This is a genomic window from Solwaraspora sp. WMMB762 (assembly GCF_049179115.1).
GTDB lineage: Bacteria > Actinomycetota > Actinomycetes > Mycobacteriales > Micromonosporaceae > Micromonospora_E.
On the sequence record NZ_JBMHMD010000001.1, the window covers coordinates 6,109,453 to 6,126,294 of the forward strand.

Sequence of the window (16,842 nt, forward strand, 5' to 3'; positions counted from 1 at the left end):
TCGCTCAGGCGGGCGGTGGCGGGGCGGTGCTCTCCCGGATCACCAACTCGGTGACCAGGTCGATGCGGCTGGTCGACAACTCGGCACCGCGGGCCAGGTCCAGCAACATCTGCGCGGCGGTGCCGGCCATGTCGCGCAGCGGTTGGTTGACGGTGGTCAGCGCGGGCACCGTCCAGGCGGCGACCGGCACATTGTCGTACCCGATCACCGACAGGTCGTGCGGGACGTCCAGGCCGAGTTGGCGGGCGGCCCGGAGTACGCCCAGTGCCTGCATGTCGGATCCGGCGAAGATCGCGGTCGGCCGGTCCGGGCGGTCCAGCAGCGCCATCCCGTGCGCGAAGCCGGCATCGACGTAGAAATCCCCGTGCCGGACGAGGTCGGCCGCGACCGACAGGCCGGCCTCGTCGTGTGCCGACCGGAATCCGGCGGTACGGGCCTGAGCGCACAGCACGTCCCGTGGCCCGGAGATGATGGCGATCCGCCGATGCCCGAGTTGCAGCAGATGCCGGGTGGCGATCAGCCCGCCGTTCCAGTTGTTGGATCCGACGGTCGGCACCGACGCCGACGTGGCGCTGTCGGTGTCGATCACCACGAACGGGATGAGCTGGCGGGCGAGTAGTTCCTGTTGCCGTTCGGTGAGGTGACACAGGACGAAGAGCACGCCGAGCGGGCGGCGGGCCACCGTGCCGTCGAGCCAGTCCTCCGGCGGGCTGTGCCGGCCGCCGAGCTGGGTCAGGTTGAGACCGATACCGGCGGCGCTGGCGATGGTCTCCACCCCGTGGATGATCTCCATCGCCCAGAGTGAGTCGAACTCGTGGAAGACCAGATCGATCTGGTCGTGCCGGATCGGCGGGCGCCGGGCCCGCCGGCGGTACTGGTGCCGGGCCAGGCTGGCCTCCACCCGGGCCCGGGTCTGCGGCGCCACGTCTGCCTTACCATTGAGGACCTTGGATACAGTGGTGATCGAGACGCCGACCTCGTCGGCGATGGTGGCGATGGTCGTCGGAGACGGTGGGTCGGTGCTCGGGGCGGATGTGGGAGTCGGCGGTGCGGCGGGACGTGCTGGGGGCAGTGGCGGCGCTTCTGTCATGCGTACCTCACGTAAGGTAACCGAAACTTCCGGAGCTAAACCTGCTGGTAAGCCCGGGTCGGCGGGTGTCAGTGGTGGCGGTGAGTGGGGACTCGGTGACATGGGAGCGACCTCAAGCGCACTCTATGCAGTTGAAGGTCCGGTTCGGTGACCCTTGACACACCATGCCGGGGAGTTTAGGTTCCCCGCAAGGTAACGCACATATTTCCGAAAGTTTCGAGGGATGTGTCCCGCGAGGCGTTCCCTGCTGCCGGCAGGGGGCCGGTGGCGGGCCGGACGTGAGGGGCGGCAACTGGGATGAGTACCCCCAGCACGGTCGATGCGTCGCCGCAGGCGCAGGTGCCCTTGCCACCGGTCGACGAGCTACCTCGACGCGGCCGGAGCCGGCCCCGCTCACGTACCTGGCGGCGGGCGCTGCGCCGCGACTGGCAGCTCTACTCGCTGGTCATCCTGCCGCTGGTGTTCTTCCTGATCTTCCGCTACCTGCCGATGCTGGGAAACGTCATCGCGTTCCGTCGGTTCCAGCCCGGTGGCAGCGTCTTCGGTGAATACTGGGTTGGCCTGCGCTACGTCCGGATGTTCCTCGCCGACCCGACGTTCTGGCAGGTCTTCACCAACACCCTGATCCTCGGCACGCTCACTCTGGTCGTGGTGTTCCCGCTGCCGATCGTGCTCGCCCTACTGCTCAACGAGGTCCGCGCCCGCCGGATGAAGCGGTTCGTCCAATCGGTGTCCTACCTGCCGCACTTCCTGTCGATCGTGATCGTCGCGGCGATGGTGATGCAGATCCTCTCCGTCGACGGCACGGTCAACTCGATCATCCGGGCGCTCGGCGGTGATGCGATTCCGTTCCTGCAGCAGCCGGGCTGGTTCCGCACCATCTACGTCTCCTCCGAGGTGTGGCAGACCGTCGGCTGGGGGACGATCCTCTACCTCGCGGCCCTCACGACGATCGACGAGGACCTCTACGAGGCGGCCCGGATCGACGGGGCGAACCGGTGGCGGCAGACCTGGCACGTGACGCTGCCGGGCATCCGGCCCACCATGATCACCCTGCTGATCCTCAACATCGGCACCTTCATGGCGGTCGGCTTCGAGAAGATCCTGCTGCTGTACAACCCGCTGACCTACCCCACCGCCGACGTGATATCGACGTACCTCTACCGGATGGGTGTCGTCTCCAGCAACTTCAGCTACGCCGCCGCCATCGGCCTGTTCGAGGCGCTGATCGGGCTGACCCTGGTGTTGTCCGCCAACCTGATCGCCCGTCGCACGGTGGGGACGAGCCTGTGGTGACCGTCGATGCCTCCCGCAAGCTGTTCCAGCCGACCCGACGCCGGCCCCGCCGGCCCGACGACACCCGCGGCTACCGGATCTTCCGGGCGGTCAACGGGATCATCCTGACCGGCGTCGTGATCATCACGCTCTACCCGTTCGCCAACATCGTCGCCCGCTCGCTCAGCGACGAGGGCTACATCCGGTCCGGCCAGGTCAACATCATCCCGCGCGGGTTCAACCTGGACACCTACCGGCTGGTGATGTCCGACTCGATGTTCTGGACCAACTACCGCAACACCATCGTCTACACGGTGACCGCCACCGTCATCTCGATCGTGCTCACCACCTGCTACGCCTACGTCCTGTCGAAGAAGGATCTCAAGGGTCGGAGCGCGCTGGTCGGTATCGCCGTCTTCACCATGTTCTTCTCCGGTGGCCTGATCCCCAACTACGTGCTGATCACCAGCCTCGGGCTGAAGAACAGCATCTGGGCGATCGTGCTGCCGAACGCGATCAACGTGTTCAACCTGCTGGTCATGAAGGCCTTCTTCGAAAGCCTGCCGACCGAGCTGGAGGAAGCCGCCGCCGTCGACGGGCTCAACACGTACGGCATCCTCTGGCGCATCGTCATCCCGCTGTCGAAGGCGATCATCGCCACGATGGTGCTCTTCTACGCGGTCTCGTTCTGGAACTCGTGGTTCACCGCGTTCCTCTACATGGACCGCTCCGAACTCTTCCCGGTGACCGTCTACCTGCGCAACCTGATCGCCGGGGCGACCACCGCGACCTCCACCGGAAGTAGCAGCGACAGCCTCGCCCAGGCGGCCGCGAACATTCAGGCCGTCACGATTATCCTGACCGTACTGCCGATCATCATGGTCTATCCATTCATTCAGCGCTACTTCGTGTCGGGCATCATGCTCGGCGCGGTCAAGGGGTAGCGCTGCGGACAGGTCCGCCCCATTCAATCGAATGCCTTCCGCACACGAAAGGAAGCCCGATGTTCCAACGATCCCGGCACCGCCACGCAGCGGTCGCCGCTGGTGTCCTTGCCCTCACACTCGGTATCGCCGCCTGTGGCAGCGACGGCGAAACCGAGGCGGAGGACCTGGACGGCAACAGGGTCGGTGCCATGGAGAGCTACGGCGTCGGTGACCAGTTCACCGCCACCGAGGCGCTGAGCTTCTCCCTGCTCTACAACAACCATCCCAACTATCAGATCGACAAGGAGTGGATGTTCTGGGACGAGCTGACCGAGCGCACGAACGTGTCGCTCGAAACGGTCGAGGTGCCGTTGAGCGACTACGAGCAGAAGCGTGGTCTGCTGATCGGCGCCGGCGACGCGCCGTTCATCATCCCGAAGACCTACCCCGGGCAGGAAGCGGCGTACGTGTCCAGCGGCGCGATCCTGCCGATCAGCGACTACGTCGACCTGATGCCGCACTTCCAGGACAAGGTCGCCAAGTGGAACCTGCAGGGTGACATCGACTCGCTGCGCCAGCAGGACGGCAAGTACTACCTGCTGCCCGGTCTGCACGAGGACGTCTGGACCGACTACACCATCGCCGTACGTACCGACATCCTCGCCGAGCTCGGCCTCGAGGAGCCGGCCACCTGGGACGAGTTCCGGGAGATGCTGCGGGCGATGAAGGCCGCGTACCCGGACGTCTACCCGATGTCGGACCGGTGGAGCATCCCCACCCCGCTGGGCGCGCTGCAGAACATCATCGGCCCGTCGTACGGCTACGACACGATGGGCGGCTGGGGCTACCAGAACGCCTCGTTCAACCGGGAGGCCCAGGAGTTCGTGTTCACCGGCACCATGCCGGAGTACAAGGAGATGGTGGAGTTCCTGCACTCGCTGGTCGCCGAAGGTCTCTTCGACCCGGAAAGCGTGACCCAGGACGACGACACCGCGATCCAGAAGCTCGCCACCGGCAAGTCGTTCGTCATCAGCACCAACGCGCAGACCCTGGTCAACGACTACCGGCCGGCGCTGGCGCAGAACAACCCGAACGCCACCATCGCCAAGATCACCCGGCCGGACAGCCCGGTCGGCTCGGTCAAGGCCGGCTCCCGCCTGGAGAACGGCATCATGATCTCCAGCAAGGCGCGGGAGAGCGAGAACTTCGTCGCGATGATGCAGTTCATCGACTGGCTCTGGTACTCCGACGAAGGCCAGGAGTTCGCCAAGTGGGGAGTCGAAGGCGTCACCTACACCAAGGACGCCGACGGCAAGTGGATCCTCGACTCCGACATCGACTTCATCGGAATCAACCCCGACGCCAGCAAGCACCTGCAGAAGGACTTCGGCTTCAGCAACGGGGTGTTCGCCTACGGCGGCACCACCGAACTGCTGCAGTCGACCTTCTCCGAAGAGGAGCTGAAGTTCCAGGAGGCGATGGGGCAGAAGGAGACCCTGCCGGTCTCGCCGCCGAGGCCGTTCACCGAGGAGGAGCGCGAGCAGGCCACGCTCTGGGAGACCCCGCTGAAGGACTACGTCCAGCAGCAGACCCTGCAGTTCATCCTCGGCCAGCGTGACCTGTCCGAATGGGACGCCTACGTCGCCGAGGTCGAGGGCAAGAACGCCCAACAGTACATCGACCTGGTCAACGGGGCGTACCAGCGCTACCAGGAAGAGCACGGCTGACCACCTGGGGGGTGCCGGTCGCGTCCGTGGCAGGGACGCGACCGGCACAGCCGGCACCATCATGAGGAGCGGAGCAGAGTTGACCCGGATCGTCGTACCGCAGCAGGGCGTCGGCGCCCTGCCGGACGCCTGGCGGGCCTGCGTCGGCACCGGCCGGTTCGACCTCGCGCTGCGCAGCGACTACCAGGAGTCCCTCGCCCTGGTCCAGCAGGAGATCGGCTTCCGCTACATCCGGGGGCACGGGCTGCTCAGCGACGGCGTCGGTATCCACCGGCCGTACGAACACGCCGGCCGACGCGGCGTGCACCACTCGTTCACCTACGCCGACCAGATCGTCGACGCCTACCTCGACCTCGGCATCGCCCCCTTCATCGAGCTCGGCTTCATGCCCGAAGCACTCGCCGCAGGCGACCAGACCGTCTTCTGGTGGCGCGGCAACGTCACCCCGCCCCGCTCTGAAACCGAGTGGGCCGACCTGGTCCGCGCCACCATCGGCAACCTCGTCGACCGGTACGGCCTAGCGCAGGTCCGTAGCTGGCCGATCGAGGTGTGGAACGAGCCCAACCTGGACATCTTCTGGCAAGGCGCCGACCAGGCCGCCTACCACCGGCTGTACGAGGTGACCGCGCACGCCGTCAAGGAGGTCGACGCCGACCTGCAGGTCGGCGGGCCGGCCATATCCCCCGGCGCAGACGAGTGGCTGGTGCCGTTCGCCGAGTACGTCACCGACCGCGGCGTGCCGGTCGACTTCGTCAGCCGCCACGCGTACACCTCGGGGCCGGCCCAGCACGTGCCGTTCGGCACCCACCAGACCCTGATGCCCGCCGACCACCTGCTGGAACAGTTCGCCAGCCCGCGCAAGCACCTGGCCGGCACCGCCCTGGCCGACCTGCCGGTGCACATCACCGAGTTCAACTCCTCCTACCGGCCGGACAACCCGGTCCACGACACCGCGTTCCACGCCGCGTACCTGGCCCCGGTCGTCGCGGCCGGCGGCGACCTGGTCGACTCGTTCTCCTACTGGACGTTCAGCGACGTCTTCGAGGAGGTCGGCATCCCGGCCGCGATCTTCCACGGCGGCTTCGGTCTGCTCACCCACCGGCAGATCAGAAAACCCACCTACCATCTGTACGCGTTCATGGCCCGGATGGGCCGTCAGGTGCTCGCCCGGGGTACCGACCACCTGGTCACCCGCGACGACGACACCGGCCGGGTCACCGTGCTGGCCTGGGCGCCGGTCGACGTCACCGACGTCACGGCCTCCCCGGACCGGCACGTCGTCTCGCTGTCGGTCCCGGTCACCGCCCCGGCCGGCTCGGCGTTCCTGCTGCGCTCGTCGGTCAGCGACGACGCCGGCAACGCCTGGCGGGCCTGGTGCGAGCTCGGCCGCCCCCGGTCACCCCGGCCGGCGCAGCTCGACGCGCTGCGTACCGCCGCCGAACCGGCCCGCAGCCACCGTGCGCTGCCGGTCGTCGACGGCCGGGCCGACGTCGACCTGACCCTGACCCGGCACGAGGTCACCCTGGTCGAGATCACCCCGGTGGTCGACGAGACCCCGCCGTGGTGCGACGACCGGCGGCTGCTCGGACAGGGCGGCCGTGATGAGTGAGCTGGCCGCCGCGCAGCGGCAGTTCGGCACCGGCCCGCTGTCGAGGGTCGCGGCGATCGTCTACCGGCTGACCGTCGTCGAGCTGCTGCTGCTCGCCGGCGTACTGCCCGGCCTGGTGCCGGCGCTGCTGCTGGCCCGCGACCCCAGCAACATCCCGATCTACGCCGCCTGCGCCATCCCGGTCGGCCCGGCGCTGTCCGCCGCCCTGTACGCCATCGCCCGGCACCGCCCCGACATCACCGACCTGACCCCGTCCGTCGACTTTCGGCGCGGCTACCGGGCCAACCTCGGCGGGGTGCTGCGGATCTGGCTGCCGCTGCTGGCCGGGCTGACCGTCGTCGCGGTCAACCTGGCCTACTTCGACGCGGCCGGGGTGCCGCGCTGGTGGGCGGCGCTGCTGGTCCTCGTCGCGGTCGCGGCGACTGTCTGGGGCGGCATCGCGCTGGTGATCACCTCGCTGTTCGCGTTCCGCGCCCGCGACGTGGCCCGGCTCGCCGCGCACTTCCTGACCCGTACGCCCGGCACCTCCCTCGGTGTGCTGGCGCTCGGGGTCGTGTCGGCCGGGATCACCGCGTACACCTCGGAGGCGGTGCTGGCGCTGGCCGGCTCGGTGCTGGCGTTGCTGCTGCTGCGCACCAGCCGACCGATGATCACGGCGATCGAGAAGGAGTTCACCAGGTGACGCTGCCCGACGTCGCGAAGATCCCGTACGGCGGGGACTACAACCCGGAGCAGTGGCCCGAGGACGTCTGGAAGGACGACTACCGGCTGTTCGACGCGGCGCGGATCGACACCGTCACCGTCGGCGTCTTCACCTGGGGCCTGACCCAGCCCGGTCCCGGCGTCTACGACTTCTCCACACTGGACCGCATCGTCGAGCGGGCAGTTGTCGAGGGCCGGCAGATCTGCCTGGCCACCGGTACCGGCGCGCATCCGGCCTGGATGGCCCGCGCCCACCCCGACGTGACCCGCGTCGACTTCTCCGGCCGCCGGCACCGGTTCGGCCAACGGCACAACTCCTGCCCCAACTCGCCGACGTACCGCCGACTCGCCACGGAGCTGGCCCGGCGCGTCGCGCAACGCTACGCGCGCACCCCCGGCCTGGTCGCCTGGCACGTCAACAACGAGTACGGCGGCGCCTGCTACTGCGAGCTGTGCGCCGCCAACTTCCGGCTCTGGCTGCGCGAGCGGTACGGCAGCCTCGACGCGCTCAACGCCGCCTGGTACACCACCTTCTGGTCGCACACCTTCACCGAGTGGGGGCAGATCGAGCCGCCGTCGGCGTTGACCGAACACTGGCGCGGGCCCGACCACACCGCGTTCCAGGGCATCACCCTCGACTACCTGCGGTTCATGTCGGACGCGATGCTGGCCAACTTCGTCGACGAGAAGGCGGCGATCCGCGAGTCCAGCCCGGACACCCCGGTGACCACCAACTTCATGGGCATGTACCGGCCGATCGACTACCACCGCTGGGCCGAGCACCTCGACTTCGCCTCCTGGGACAACTACCCACCCGACGACCGGTCGGCGGCCCGGATGGCGCTCACCCACGACCTGATCCGCGGGTTGAAAGGCGGCCAGCCGTTCTGGCTGATGGAGCAGACCCCGAGCGTTACCGCCTGCCGCGACGTCAACCCGCTGAAACGGCCCGGCGTCCTGCGGCTGTGGAGCTGGCAGGCGGTGGCGCACGGCGCCGACGCGGTGCTGTTCTTCCAGATGCGCGCCGGTCGGGGAGCCAGCGAGAAGTACCACGGGGCGGTCATCGGCCACGCCGGCCGCTCCGACACTCGGGTCTTCACCGAGGTCGCCGAGCTGGGCGCGGAGCTGGCGCGGCTCGGCGGCGTCACGCTCGGTGCCCGCACCCCGGCCCGGGTGGCGGTCCTGTTCGACTGGGACAGCTGGTGGGCGCTGGAGATCTCCGACGGCCCGTCCCGGCTGGTCCGTTACCAGCAGGTGATACTCGCCTATCACCGGGCACTGTGGGACGCCGGGATCGACGTCGACGTCGTCCCGGTCACCGCCGACCTGACCGGCTACGACGTGGTGCTCGCGCCGGCTCTGCACATGGTCAAGGACGACCTCGCGGCCCGCCTGGCGGAGGTGGCCCAGCAGGGTGGCACCGTGCTGGGAACCTACCTGTCCGGGCGGGTCGACGAGAACGATCAGGCGTTCCTGGCCGATGTGCCGGGCCCGCTGGCCCCGCTGATGGGGATTCGGATCGACGAATGGGACGCCCGGGAAGCCGACGTGGTCAACCCGGTCACCCTGGCGGCCGACGGTGCCCGGTCGGTCGTCTCCGCCGCCACGCTGCTGTTCGAGCTGGTCATCCCGCAGGGCGCCGAGGTGATCGGCACCTACCAGGCCGACTTCTACGCCGGCACCCCGGCGGTGACCCGAAACCGGTTCGGCGCCGGTGAAGGGTGGTACGTCGCCGCCGGGCTCGACCAGGCGGGCGTGAACTGGGTGGTACGCCGGATTCTGGACCGGCACGGACTGCTCGGCCCGTACGCGCACGTGCCGGACCTGGAGTCGGCGGTGCGGGTCGCGCCGGACGGCACCCGGATCCGGTTCCTGCTCAACCACGGTGAGGAGCCGGTCGAGCTGCCGGCCTGCGCCGCCGGGGTCGACCTGCTGACCGGGGAACGGGTCACCGCCGGTGCGCCGCTGCGCCTGGACCGGTACGGCGTACTCGTGCTCCGCGAGGACGCCTGACGCCGCGCCGCCGTCCGTCGGGACGTCGTGTCACGCGGCGGGTCGAAGGTGGTGCACCCTATCGCGCCAGCTAGGGTGCACCACCCTCCGCCCGCCGCGCCGACACCGCGACTCGATGATCCACAGCGCTCTGTCGAACCGACACGCCGAGGCCCGGTCAGCTGAAGCGCTGCGGATCATGAGAGCGGCTGTGGTCCGGGTACGCCGGACGGGTGATGTGTCTTCGAGGGGCAGGAGTGGCCCCTGACCGGTGGCAGGGTCGGTGCGGTGGCCGGGGCGGAACCGACCGGCTGATCCGGACGGTGCCAGCGGGGGAGCACGGACGATGGTGAGCAGACGTACGGCGTTGCGGGCAGGCGCGGTCGCCGGGCTGGTCCCGGCGGTCGGACTGATCGGGCGACCAGCCACGGCCGTACCGTCGCCGGCCGATGAGCCGACCCGAACCCCGGCCGAGCAGCCGGCCCAGGTCAGGCCGCAGAACCCGGACATCGGACCGGACACCGGCCGGGACGCCAACCCGTGGCGGGACCTGCCGGACCGGCAGTGGGCGGAGCTGCAACGGCGGCTGTCTGCGCAGGCCACCCTCTACCGGCGCGGCGGGGCGAGCTACGAGGCACTCAGCATCCCGTTCAACCACCGGTACGCCAACGTACAACCGGCGGCGATCCTGGCCGCCGGGACATCCGAGGACGTCGCGGCGGCGGTCAGCTGGGCGCGGGACGTCGGCATGCCGCTGGTGCCCCGGTCGAGCCTCGGCCACAACTACGCCGGCTACTCGACCACCCACGGACTGTTGGTGGTGATGAGCCGGCTGCGCGGCAGCGTCGTCGCACCGGCCCCGGTGTCCCGGCCGCCGCAGCGGTACGGCCCGGTCGAGGTCACTCCGGACGCCGGCCTGCTCACCGTGGCAGCCGGCGTGGTCAACGCCGACCTGCGGCCACTGCTGCGGCAGCAGGGAATCCTGGTGCCGGCCGGCCGTTGCCCGACGGTCGGGGTGGCCGGGCTGGTCCTCGGCGGCGGCATCGGGTTCAACGACAAGATGTTCGGGCTCACCTGCGACCGGCTGACCGCGACCGAGGTGGTGCTGGCCGACGGCACGACGACCGGCTGCGACGAGACCACCGACCCGGACCTGTTCTGGGCCTGCCGGGGCGGGGCCGGCAACAACTTCGGCGTCAACACCTCGTTCACCTTCCGGTACGCGCGGCTGCGCGGCGAGGTGACCTGCTTCCAGCTGCGCTGGGGTGCCGACAGCGTGGTGCCGGCGCTGTCCGCGATGCAGCAGATCGCCGCCGCGCAGCAGGCCGACCGACGCTTCGACTGCCGGATCGGCGCCGGCACCACCGTCGGTGACGGCGGACAGCATCAGGTGTACGCCGACGCGCTCGGCCAATTCTACGGGTACGCAGACGAACTCGTCGGCATCCTCGGGCCTGCGCTGGCGGTCGGCACCCGCACCGAGCGGCAGGCCAACCGGGACAGCATCCGGCAGGTGCCCCCGGCTGAGGCGGCGGAGCTGCTGTCCGCGACCACCCCGGCGCAGCAGTTCGCGGTCAAGTCGGCGGTGCTGCGGTCCCCGCTGGACGAGGCGCAGCTGCAGACGGTGGCCGCCGGCCTGCGGCGGTGGCCGGGCAGCCGTAACCCGGACGGTGCCGGGGTGGCACTGTTCTGCATGGGCGGGCAGATCAACGACGTACCGCCGGACGCCACCGCCTTCGTGCACCGCGACGCCCTGTTCGTGCTGGCCGCCGAGGCGAGCTGGGCCGACGACGACCCACCCGAGGTGGGCCTGGCGAACGGCACCTGGTTGACCGGCCTGTACGACGAACTCCTCAGCGGACGGCCGCCGGTCGGGGCGTACCAGAACTTCCCGGACCCGCACCTGGCCGACTGGCGGCGGGCCTACTACGGCGACAATTACCAGCGGCTGGTCGAGGTGAAACGCAAGTACGACCCGACCGACTTCTTCACCTACCCGCAGGGCATCGGTTCCTGCGGCTCCGTCGACGGCTACGCCAACCAGTGGTGTCCCCGCTGACCCGGGTACCCGGGTCAGCGGGGCAACGGCCGTCGAACCTGTCGGAAGCCTCGAACCTTTGATCAGGACAGGTCGAACCGGTCCAGCTCCATGACCTTGACCCAGGCCGCGACGAAGTCGGCGACGAACTTCTCGCCGGCGTCGCTGCTGGCGTACACCTCGGAGAGGGCACGCAGCTGCGAGTTCGAGCCGAAGATCAGGTCGACCGCGGTCGCGGTCCACTTGACCTCGTCGGTGGCCAGGTCACGGATCTCGTACACGTGCTCGCCGGACTCCGCCGCCTTCCACCGGGTGCCGGGGGAGAGCAGGTTGGCGAAGAAGTCGTTGGTGAGCACGCCGGGCCGGTCGGTGAGCACGCCGTGCGGCGTACCGCCGACGTTCGCCCCGAGCGCCCGCAGACCGCCGACGAGCACGGTCATCTCCGGGGCGGACAGGTCGAGCATGTAGGCCCGGTCGACCAGGAGGACCTCCGGCTGAGTCTTTTCGCCCGGCCGCAGGTAGTTACGGAACCCGTCGGCGCGCGGCTCCATCACCGCGAACGACTCGACGTCGGTCTGCTCCTGGCTGGCGTCGGTGCGGCCCGGGTGGAACGGCACGGTCACCTTGACCCCGGCATCGTGCGCCGCCTTCTCGACGGCGGCCGAGCCGGCCAGCACGATCAGGTCGGCGAGCGAGATCTTCGCGCCGCCGGCCGCGTTGAATTCCTGCTGGATGCTCTCCAGGGCGCTCAGCACCGTGGCCAGCTGCTCCGGCTGGTTGACCTCCCAGCTGCGCTGCGGTTCGAGCCGCACCCGGGCACCGTTGGCGCCGCCACGCTTGTCGGTGGAGCGGAAGCTCGCCGCCGACGCCCAGGCGGTGCTGACCAGCTGCGCGGTGCTCAGCCCGGAGTCGAGGACCTTCGCCTTGAGCGCGGCCACGTCGGCGTCGCTGACCAGTTCGTGGTCGACGGCCGGCACCGGGTCCTGCCACAGCTGGGCCTCGGGAACCCACGGCCCGAGGAACCGGCTGACCGGGCCCATGTCGCGGTGCAGCAGCTTGTACCAGGCCTTGGCGAAGGCCAGCGCGAACTCGTCCGGGTTGGCCAGGAACCGGCGGGAGATCTTCTCGTACGCCGGGTCGACCCGCAGCGACAGGTCGGTGGTGAGCATCGTCGGCTTGTGCTTCTTCGCCGGGTCGTGCGCGTCCGGAATGATCGCCTCGGCGTCCTTGGCCACCCACTGCTTGGCACCGGCCGGGCTGGTGGTCAGCTCCCACTCGTACCCGAAGAGGATCTCGAAGAAGCGGTTGCTCCACTGCGTCGGCTTGTCGGTCCAGGTGACCTCCAGGCCGCTGGTGATGGCGTCGCCGCCCTTACCGCTGCCGTACGTGCTCAGCCAGCCCAGGCCCTGCGCCTCGATCGGCGCGCCCTCCGGTTCCGGGCCGACGTGGGCGTCGGCGTCGGCGGCACCGTGGGTCTTGCCGAAGGTGTGGCCGCCGGCGATCAGCGCGACGGTCTCCTCGTCGTTCATCGCCATCCGGGCGAACGTCTCCCGGATGAAGTGGGCCGCCGCGAGCGGGTCCGCGTTGCCGCGCGGGCCCTCCGGGTTGACGTAGATCAGGCCCATCTCGGTGGCGCCTACCCCGGTCGCCATCTCCTTCTCGGAGAGGTAGCGGGCGTCACCCAGCCAGGTGTCCTCCGGGCCCCAGAAGATCTCCTCCGGCTCCCAGACGTCCTCCCGGCCGAAGGCGAAGCCGAAGGTCTTGAAGCCCATCGACTCCAGGGCGACGTTGCCGGCCAGCACCAGCAGGTCGGCCCAGGAGATCTTCTGGCCGTACTTGGCCTTGACCGGCCAGAGCAGCCGGCGGGCCTTGTCCAGGTTGGCGTTGTCCGGCCAGCTGTTCAGCGGGGCGAAGCGCTGCCCGCCGTCGCCGGCGCCGCCCCGGCCGTCCTCGATCCGGTACGTGCCGGCGGCGTGCCAGCTCAGCCGGATCATCAGCCCGCCGTAGTGGCCGAAGTCGGCCGGCCACCAGTCCTGCGAGGTGGTGAGAACCTTGGTGATGTCCTGCTTGAGGGCCTCGACGTCGAGCTTGGCGAACTCCGTGGCGTAGCTGAAGTCCGCGCCCAGCGGGTTGCCCTTGGGCGAGTGGGCGTGCAGCACCGACAGGTCGAGCTGGTTGGGCCACCAGTCCCGGTTGGTACGCGGCCGCCCGCCCGTTTTGGGAGTTGGCGAGTCGATCGCCGGGTTCTCGCTCTCGCTGCCGTGCGCGGTCACCGAGTCGTGGGCGACCGGGCAGCCGGACGCCGCCATCTTGTCCACACCCTGTGCGCTGGTGGGACCGTTGTTCTGGATGTCGCTCATCAGTTCCCTTCCGGATTGGCCGATAACGAAGTGGCGTTGTCGGTCGCACAGCCGGGGCAGGTGCCCCAGTAGACGACCTCCGCCTCGTCGACCGTGAAACCGTGGTCGTCGGAGGCGGTGAGACAGGGGGCGGATCCGGTGGCGCAGTCGACGTCGGCGATCACGCCGCAGGAGCGGCAGACGACGTGGTGGTGGTTGTCCCCGACCCGCCGCTCGTAGCGGGCGGTCGCGCCGGCCGGCTGGATGCGCCGTACCAGCCCGGCGTCGGTGAGGACCCGCAGCACATCGTAGACCGCCTGGTGGGACACCGTCGGGTGGTCGGCGCGCACCAGGTCGAGCACCGTGTCGGTGTCGACGTGCGGGCGGTCGCGTAGCGCCGCGAGGACTGCCAGCCTCGGCCGGGTCACCCGCAACGAGGCCGCCCTCAACTGCGCCTCGAGGTCGGATGTCACCGGGCCACGATAGGCCGTTTTCTGGAATCATTCAAGTTTCCGCGCGGTGGGCCGTGCGGGTGTCACGATGGGCGGAAACCTGCAGGTCAGGCCGGGGGTGGCGGATCTGTCAGGCCGGGGATGACGGCCCAGCCGGCGCTATCGGCACGGGGCGGTGCAGCGACGCGTGCGGTGCAGCGACGCGGCGGACCGTGGATCGCTCGATGACGATCCGCGGTCCGCCGCGTTCAGAGCTTGCCTGCTATCCGGCCGTACAGGATCTGATCTGGGGCCGGGCCCAGGAGTTGCCGTTGAACATGGTGGTGAAGCCGAAGACGTTGCCGTTGCCGTTGGCGCGGATGGTCATCACGTTCCCACTGGAGTCCCAGGTGGGGTTGCCGTTCCAGGTGGCCGAGATGCGCTGCGGCGGGGTGATCGCCACCACGACGGTCCAGTTGCTGGTCCCGGTGACCGTCACGGAGGTGTTGTAGCGGTCGCCCCAGACCTGACCGGTCGACATCGTCGCGGTGCAGGTTCCCGGGCCCGGCGTCGTCGGGTCGGGGGTAGGCGTCGTCGGGCTGGGCGTCGTCGGGCTGGGCGTCGGCGTGGGAGGTGGCGTCGGCTGATCCGGCAGCAGGGGACAGCTGTTGCGGTATCCGGCGATGCCGCTGGAGTCCATCAACGGGCACAGGAACTGGGTGTACCGCGAGTCGCTGTCGACGAAGGTCTTCAGCCAGGGGATCAGGATCCGCATTTCGAGGTTGTTGGGCCGGGTCGGGAAGAGATGGTCGGCACCGACGAACTCCATGTAGGCGCGCTCCGTCGTGGACGGCAGAGCGTTGTACAGGTCGGTGACGTACGACGGGGCGACCACCGTGTCGTTGGTGCCGGCGATCATCAACGTCGGCACCTGGTTGTTGGCCGGGGTTCCCGACGGCATGAACGGGGTGAGCCCGACAGCGGCCTTGAGGGAGGACCGGTTACCGGCCGCGTGGAGTGCCCCACCGCCGCCCATCGAGTGACCGATCACCGATTGCCGGCTGGCGTCGATCCGGTCGCGGACCGGACTGCTCTGGGTGAGCCAGTCCAGCGCGGCGAGCAACTGGGTGCCCCGGGCGGTGTCGAAGTCGTTGGTGCTGTTGGTCTCGACGCCGATGACGACGAAGCCGAAGGACGCCAACCAGTGCCCCATCCAGGCTTCCTCGTCGGCGAACCGTGCGGTGTAGCCGGGCACGATCGCCACCGCACCGAAGGTGCCCTGGCTGGTGTCGGTGGGGTAGTAGATCGATCCGCCGTTGAATCCGTTGCCGGGGGACACGCTCATCTCGGCGGTGGCGAAGGTGCCTCTGTTGGCGGCCACGCTGTCGCGGGTGGGGTCCGGGCCGCGCTGGTACGGGTTGTCGCCCGGCGGTGGGCTGGGTGACGGGCTGGTGCTGGGCGACGGGCCGGCGGTGGGCGAGACCGACGGCGACGGGCTGACCGGGGTGCCGCCGGCGTTGAGTGCGGCGAGGGTGGCGTCGTACGCCTGCTTCTTGTTGCCGTTGTTGTCGAACAGTAGTGGGGTGCCGTAGCTGCGCCAGGAGTCGCTGTCGCGGATGCCCCAGACGGTGATGCCGGTGCAGCGGGCGATGGCGAGGCAGTCGTTGACGACGCCGCGGAAGGCGTTGGCCTGGCTGCTGCCGGAGCCTTCGATGTCGAGTTCGGTGATCTGTACGTCGACGCCGAGGGCGGCGAAGCTGGACAGGGTGGTGCGGTAGTTCGAGGGGTAGGGGGACTGGGAGTTGAAGTGTGACTGCAGGCCGACGCAGTCGATGGGTACGCCGCGTTGTTTGAAGTCGCGGACGAGGTTGTAGGCGGCCTGGGTCTTGGCCCAGGACCAGTTGTCGATGTTGTAGTCGTTGTAGCAGAGTTTGGCGTCGGGGTCGGCGGCGCGGGCGGCGCGGAAGGCGGCTTCGATCCAGTCGTTGCCGGTGCGTTGGAGGTTGGAGTTGCGGCGGGCGCCGGAGTTGCCGTCTTCGAAGGCTTCGTTGACGACGTCCCAGGTGTGGATTTTGCCTCGGTAGTAGGAGGCGACGCGGGTGACGTGGTTGAGCATGGCCTGGCGGAGGGCGTTGCCTTCCATCTGTTGCATCCAGCCGGGTTGCTGGGAGTGCCAGGCGAGGGTGTGGCCGCGGACGGCCATGCCGCGGGAGATGGCGTGGTTGACGATCCGGTCGCCGTTGGTGAAGTTGAACTGGTTCTGTTGTGGTTCGGTGGCGTCGAGTTTCATCTCGTTTTCGGCGGTGACGCTGTTGAACTCCCGGTTGAGGATGTTCACGTAGGTCGAGTCGCCGAGTTTGTTGGCGGCGACGGCGGTGCCGAAGTAGCGGCCGGACTGGGCGGCGGCCGCCCCCAGGGTGGCCTCGTCGGCGTGTGCCGGCGTGGTCGCAGTCAATGCGGCCACGGCCGCGACGAGCGTGGCCGCGGCGGCCGACAGTCCGAACGCCAGACGGCGTCCGACGGGTCTTGCCATGGGATACATGACCTTCCCTTCTGACAGAAGTTAGGCCACGCCTGTCGAGGCGTGGTTCGGGGCCGTGCACGTGGTCCGGTCGTCGTTGGACAGGCAGCGTCAAACCGAGCCGCGGCCCGGGATGGACGGAGGCTGCGTCGAACGCCACGCGTGTGAGCGTTAGCGCGCGCGTGGGTGGCG

The 16,842-nt window shown here is 69.3% G+C and carries 10 protein-coding genes and 1 pseudogene; 7 read left to right on the plus strand and 4 right to left on the minus strand.

Annotation, left to right across the window (positions count from 1 at the left end):
* Positions 1–4 precede the first annotated feature (4 nt).
* Complete coding sequence (locus ACN27J_RS27475; protein ID WP_421370640.1) at positions 5–1,090, minus strand: LacI family DNA-binding transcriptional regulator; 1,086 nt, start codon at positions 1,088–1,090, stop codon at positions 5–7.
* Between the two features lie 297 nt (positions 1,091–1,387).
* Between ACN27J_RS27475 and ACN27J_RS27480 the strand changes: the two genes are divergently transcribed.
* The 7 genes from ACN27J_RS27480 (at position 1,388) to ACN27J_RS27510 (ending at position 11,380) form a co-directional block, all read left to right on the plus strand.
* Positions 1,388–2,386, plus strand: coding sequence for an ABC transporter permease (locus ACN27J_RS27480; RefSeq protein WP_278174323.1), 999 nt, complete (start codon positions 1,388–1,390; stop codon positions 2,384–2,386).
* Entirely contained in the window at positions 2,383–3,309 is a 927-nt protein-coding gene (locus ACN27J_RS27485) for a carbohydrate ABC transporter permease (protein ID WP_421370643.1), read from the plus strand. Before ACN27J_RS27480 ends, ACN27J_RS27485 begins: the two co-directional genes overlap by 4 nt.
* Positions 3,310–3,368: 59 nt before the next feature.
* On the plus strand, positions 3,369–5,018 hold the full coding sequence (locus tag ACN27J_RS27490; RefSeq protein WP_421370645.1) for an extracellular solute-binding protein: 1,650 nt from the start codon (positions 3,369–3,371) through the stop codon (positions 5,016–5,018).
* Between the two features lie 61 nt (positions 5,019–5,079).
* A complete protein-coding gene (locus tag ACN27J_RS27495; protein WP_421370647.1) occupies positions 5,080–6,627 on the plus strand; it encodes a GH39 family glycosyl hydrolase in 1,548 nt (515 codons plus the stop codon).
* Positions 6,620–7,309, plus strand: coding sequence for a hypothetical protein (locus tag ACN27J_RS27500; RefSeq protein WP_421370649.1), 690 nt, complete (start codon positions 6,620–6,622; stop codon positions 7,307–7,309). Before ACN27J_RS27495 ends, ACN27J_RS27500 begins: the two co-directional genes overlap by 8 nt.
* On the plus strand, positions 7,306–9,342 hold the full coding sequence (locus ACN27J_RS27505) for a beta-galactosidase (RefSeq protein ID WP_421370651.1): 2,037 nt from the start codon (positions 7,306–7,308) through the stop codon (positions 9,340–9,342). Before ACN27J_RS27500 ends, ACN27J_RS27505 begins: the two co-directional genes overlap by 4 nt.
* A gap of 325 nt (positions 9,343–9,667) precedes the next feature.
* Positions 9,668–11,380: an FAD-binding oxidoreductase gene (locus ACN27J_RS27510; protein ID WP_421370654.1), complete on the plus strand. Its 1,713-nt coding sequence runs from the start codon at positions 9,668–9,670 to the stop codon at positions 11,378–11,380.
* Positions 11,381–11,442: 62 nt separating this feature from the next.
* Here the strand turns inward: ACN27J_RS27510 and katG are convergent, their stop codons facing one another.
* From katG to ACN27J_RS27525, 3 genes and pseudogenes are all read right to left on the minus strand, one after another.
* Entirely contained in the window at positions 11,443–13,719 is a 2,277-nt protein-coding gene (katG, locus tag ACN27J_RS27515; RefSeq protein ID WP_421370656.1) for a catalase/peroxidase HPI, read from the minus strand.
* The gene (locus ACN27J_RS27520) at positions 13,719–14,171 is read right to left on the minus strand and encodes a Fur family transcriptional regulator (protein WP_278174335.1); all 453 of its coding nucleotides are present in this window, start codon (positions 14,169–14,171) and stop codon (positions 13,719–13,721) included. Before ACN27J_RS27520 ends, katG begins: the two co-directional genes overlap by 1 nt.
* A gap of 1,384 nt (positions 14,172–15,555) precedes the next feature.
* Positions 15,556–16,662 (minus strand): annotated as a pseudogene (locus tag ACN27J_RS27525) (endo-1,4-beta-xylanase); the annotation flags it as partial.
* Positions 16,663–16,842: the final 180 nt, after the last annotated feature.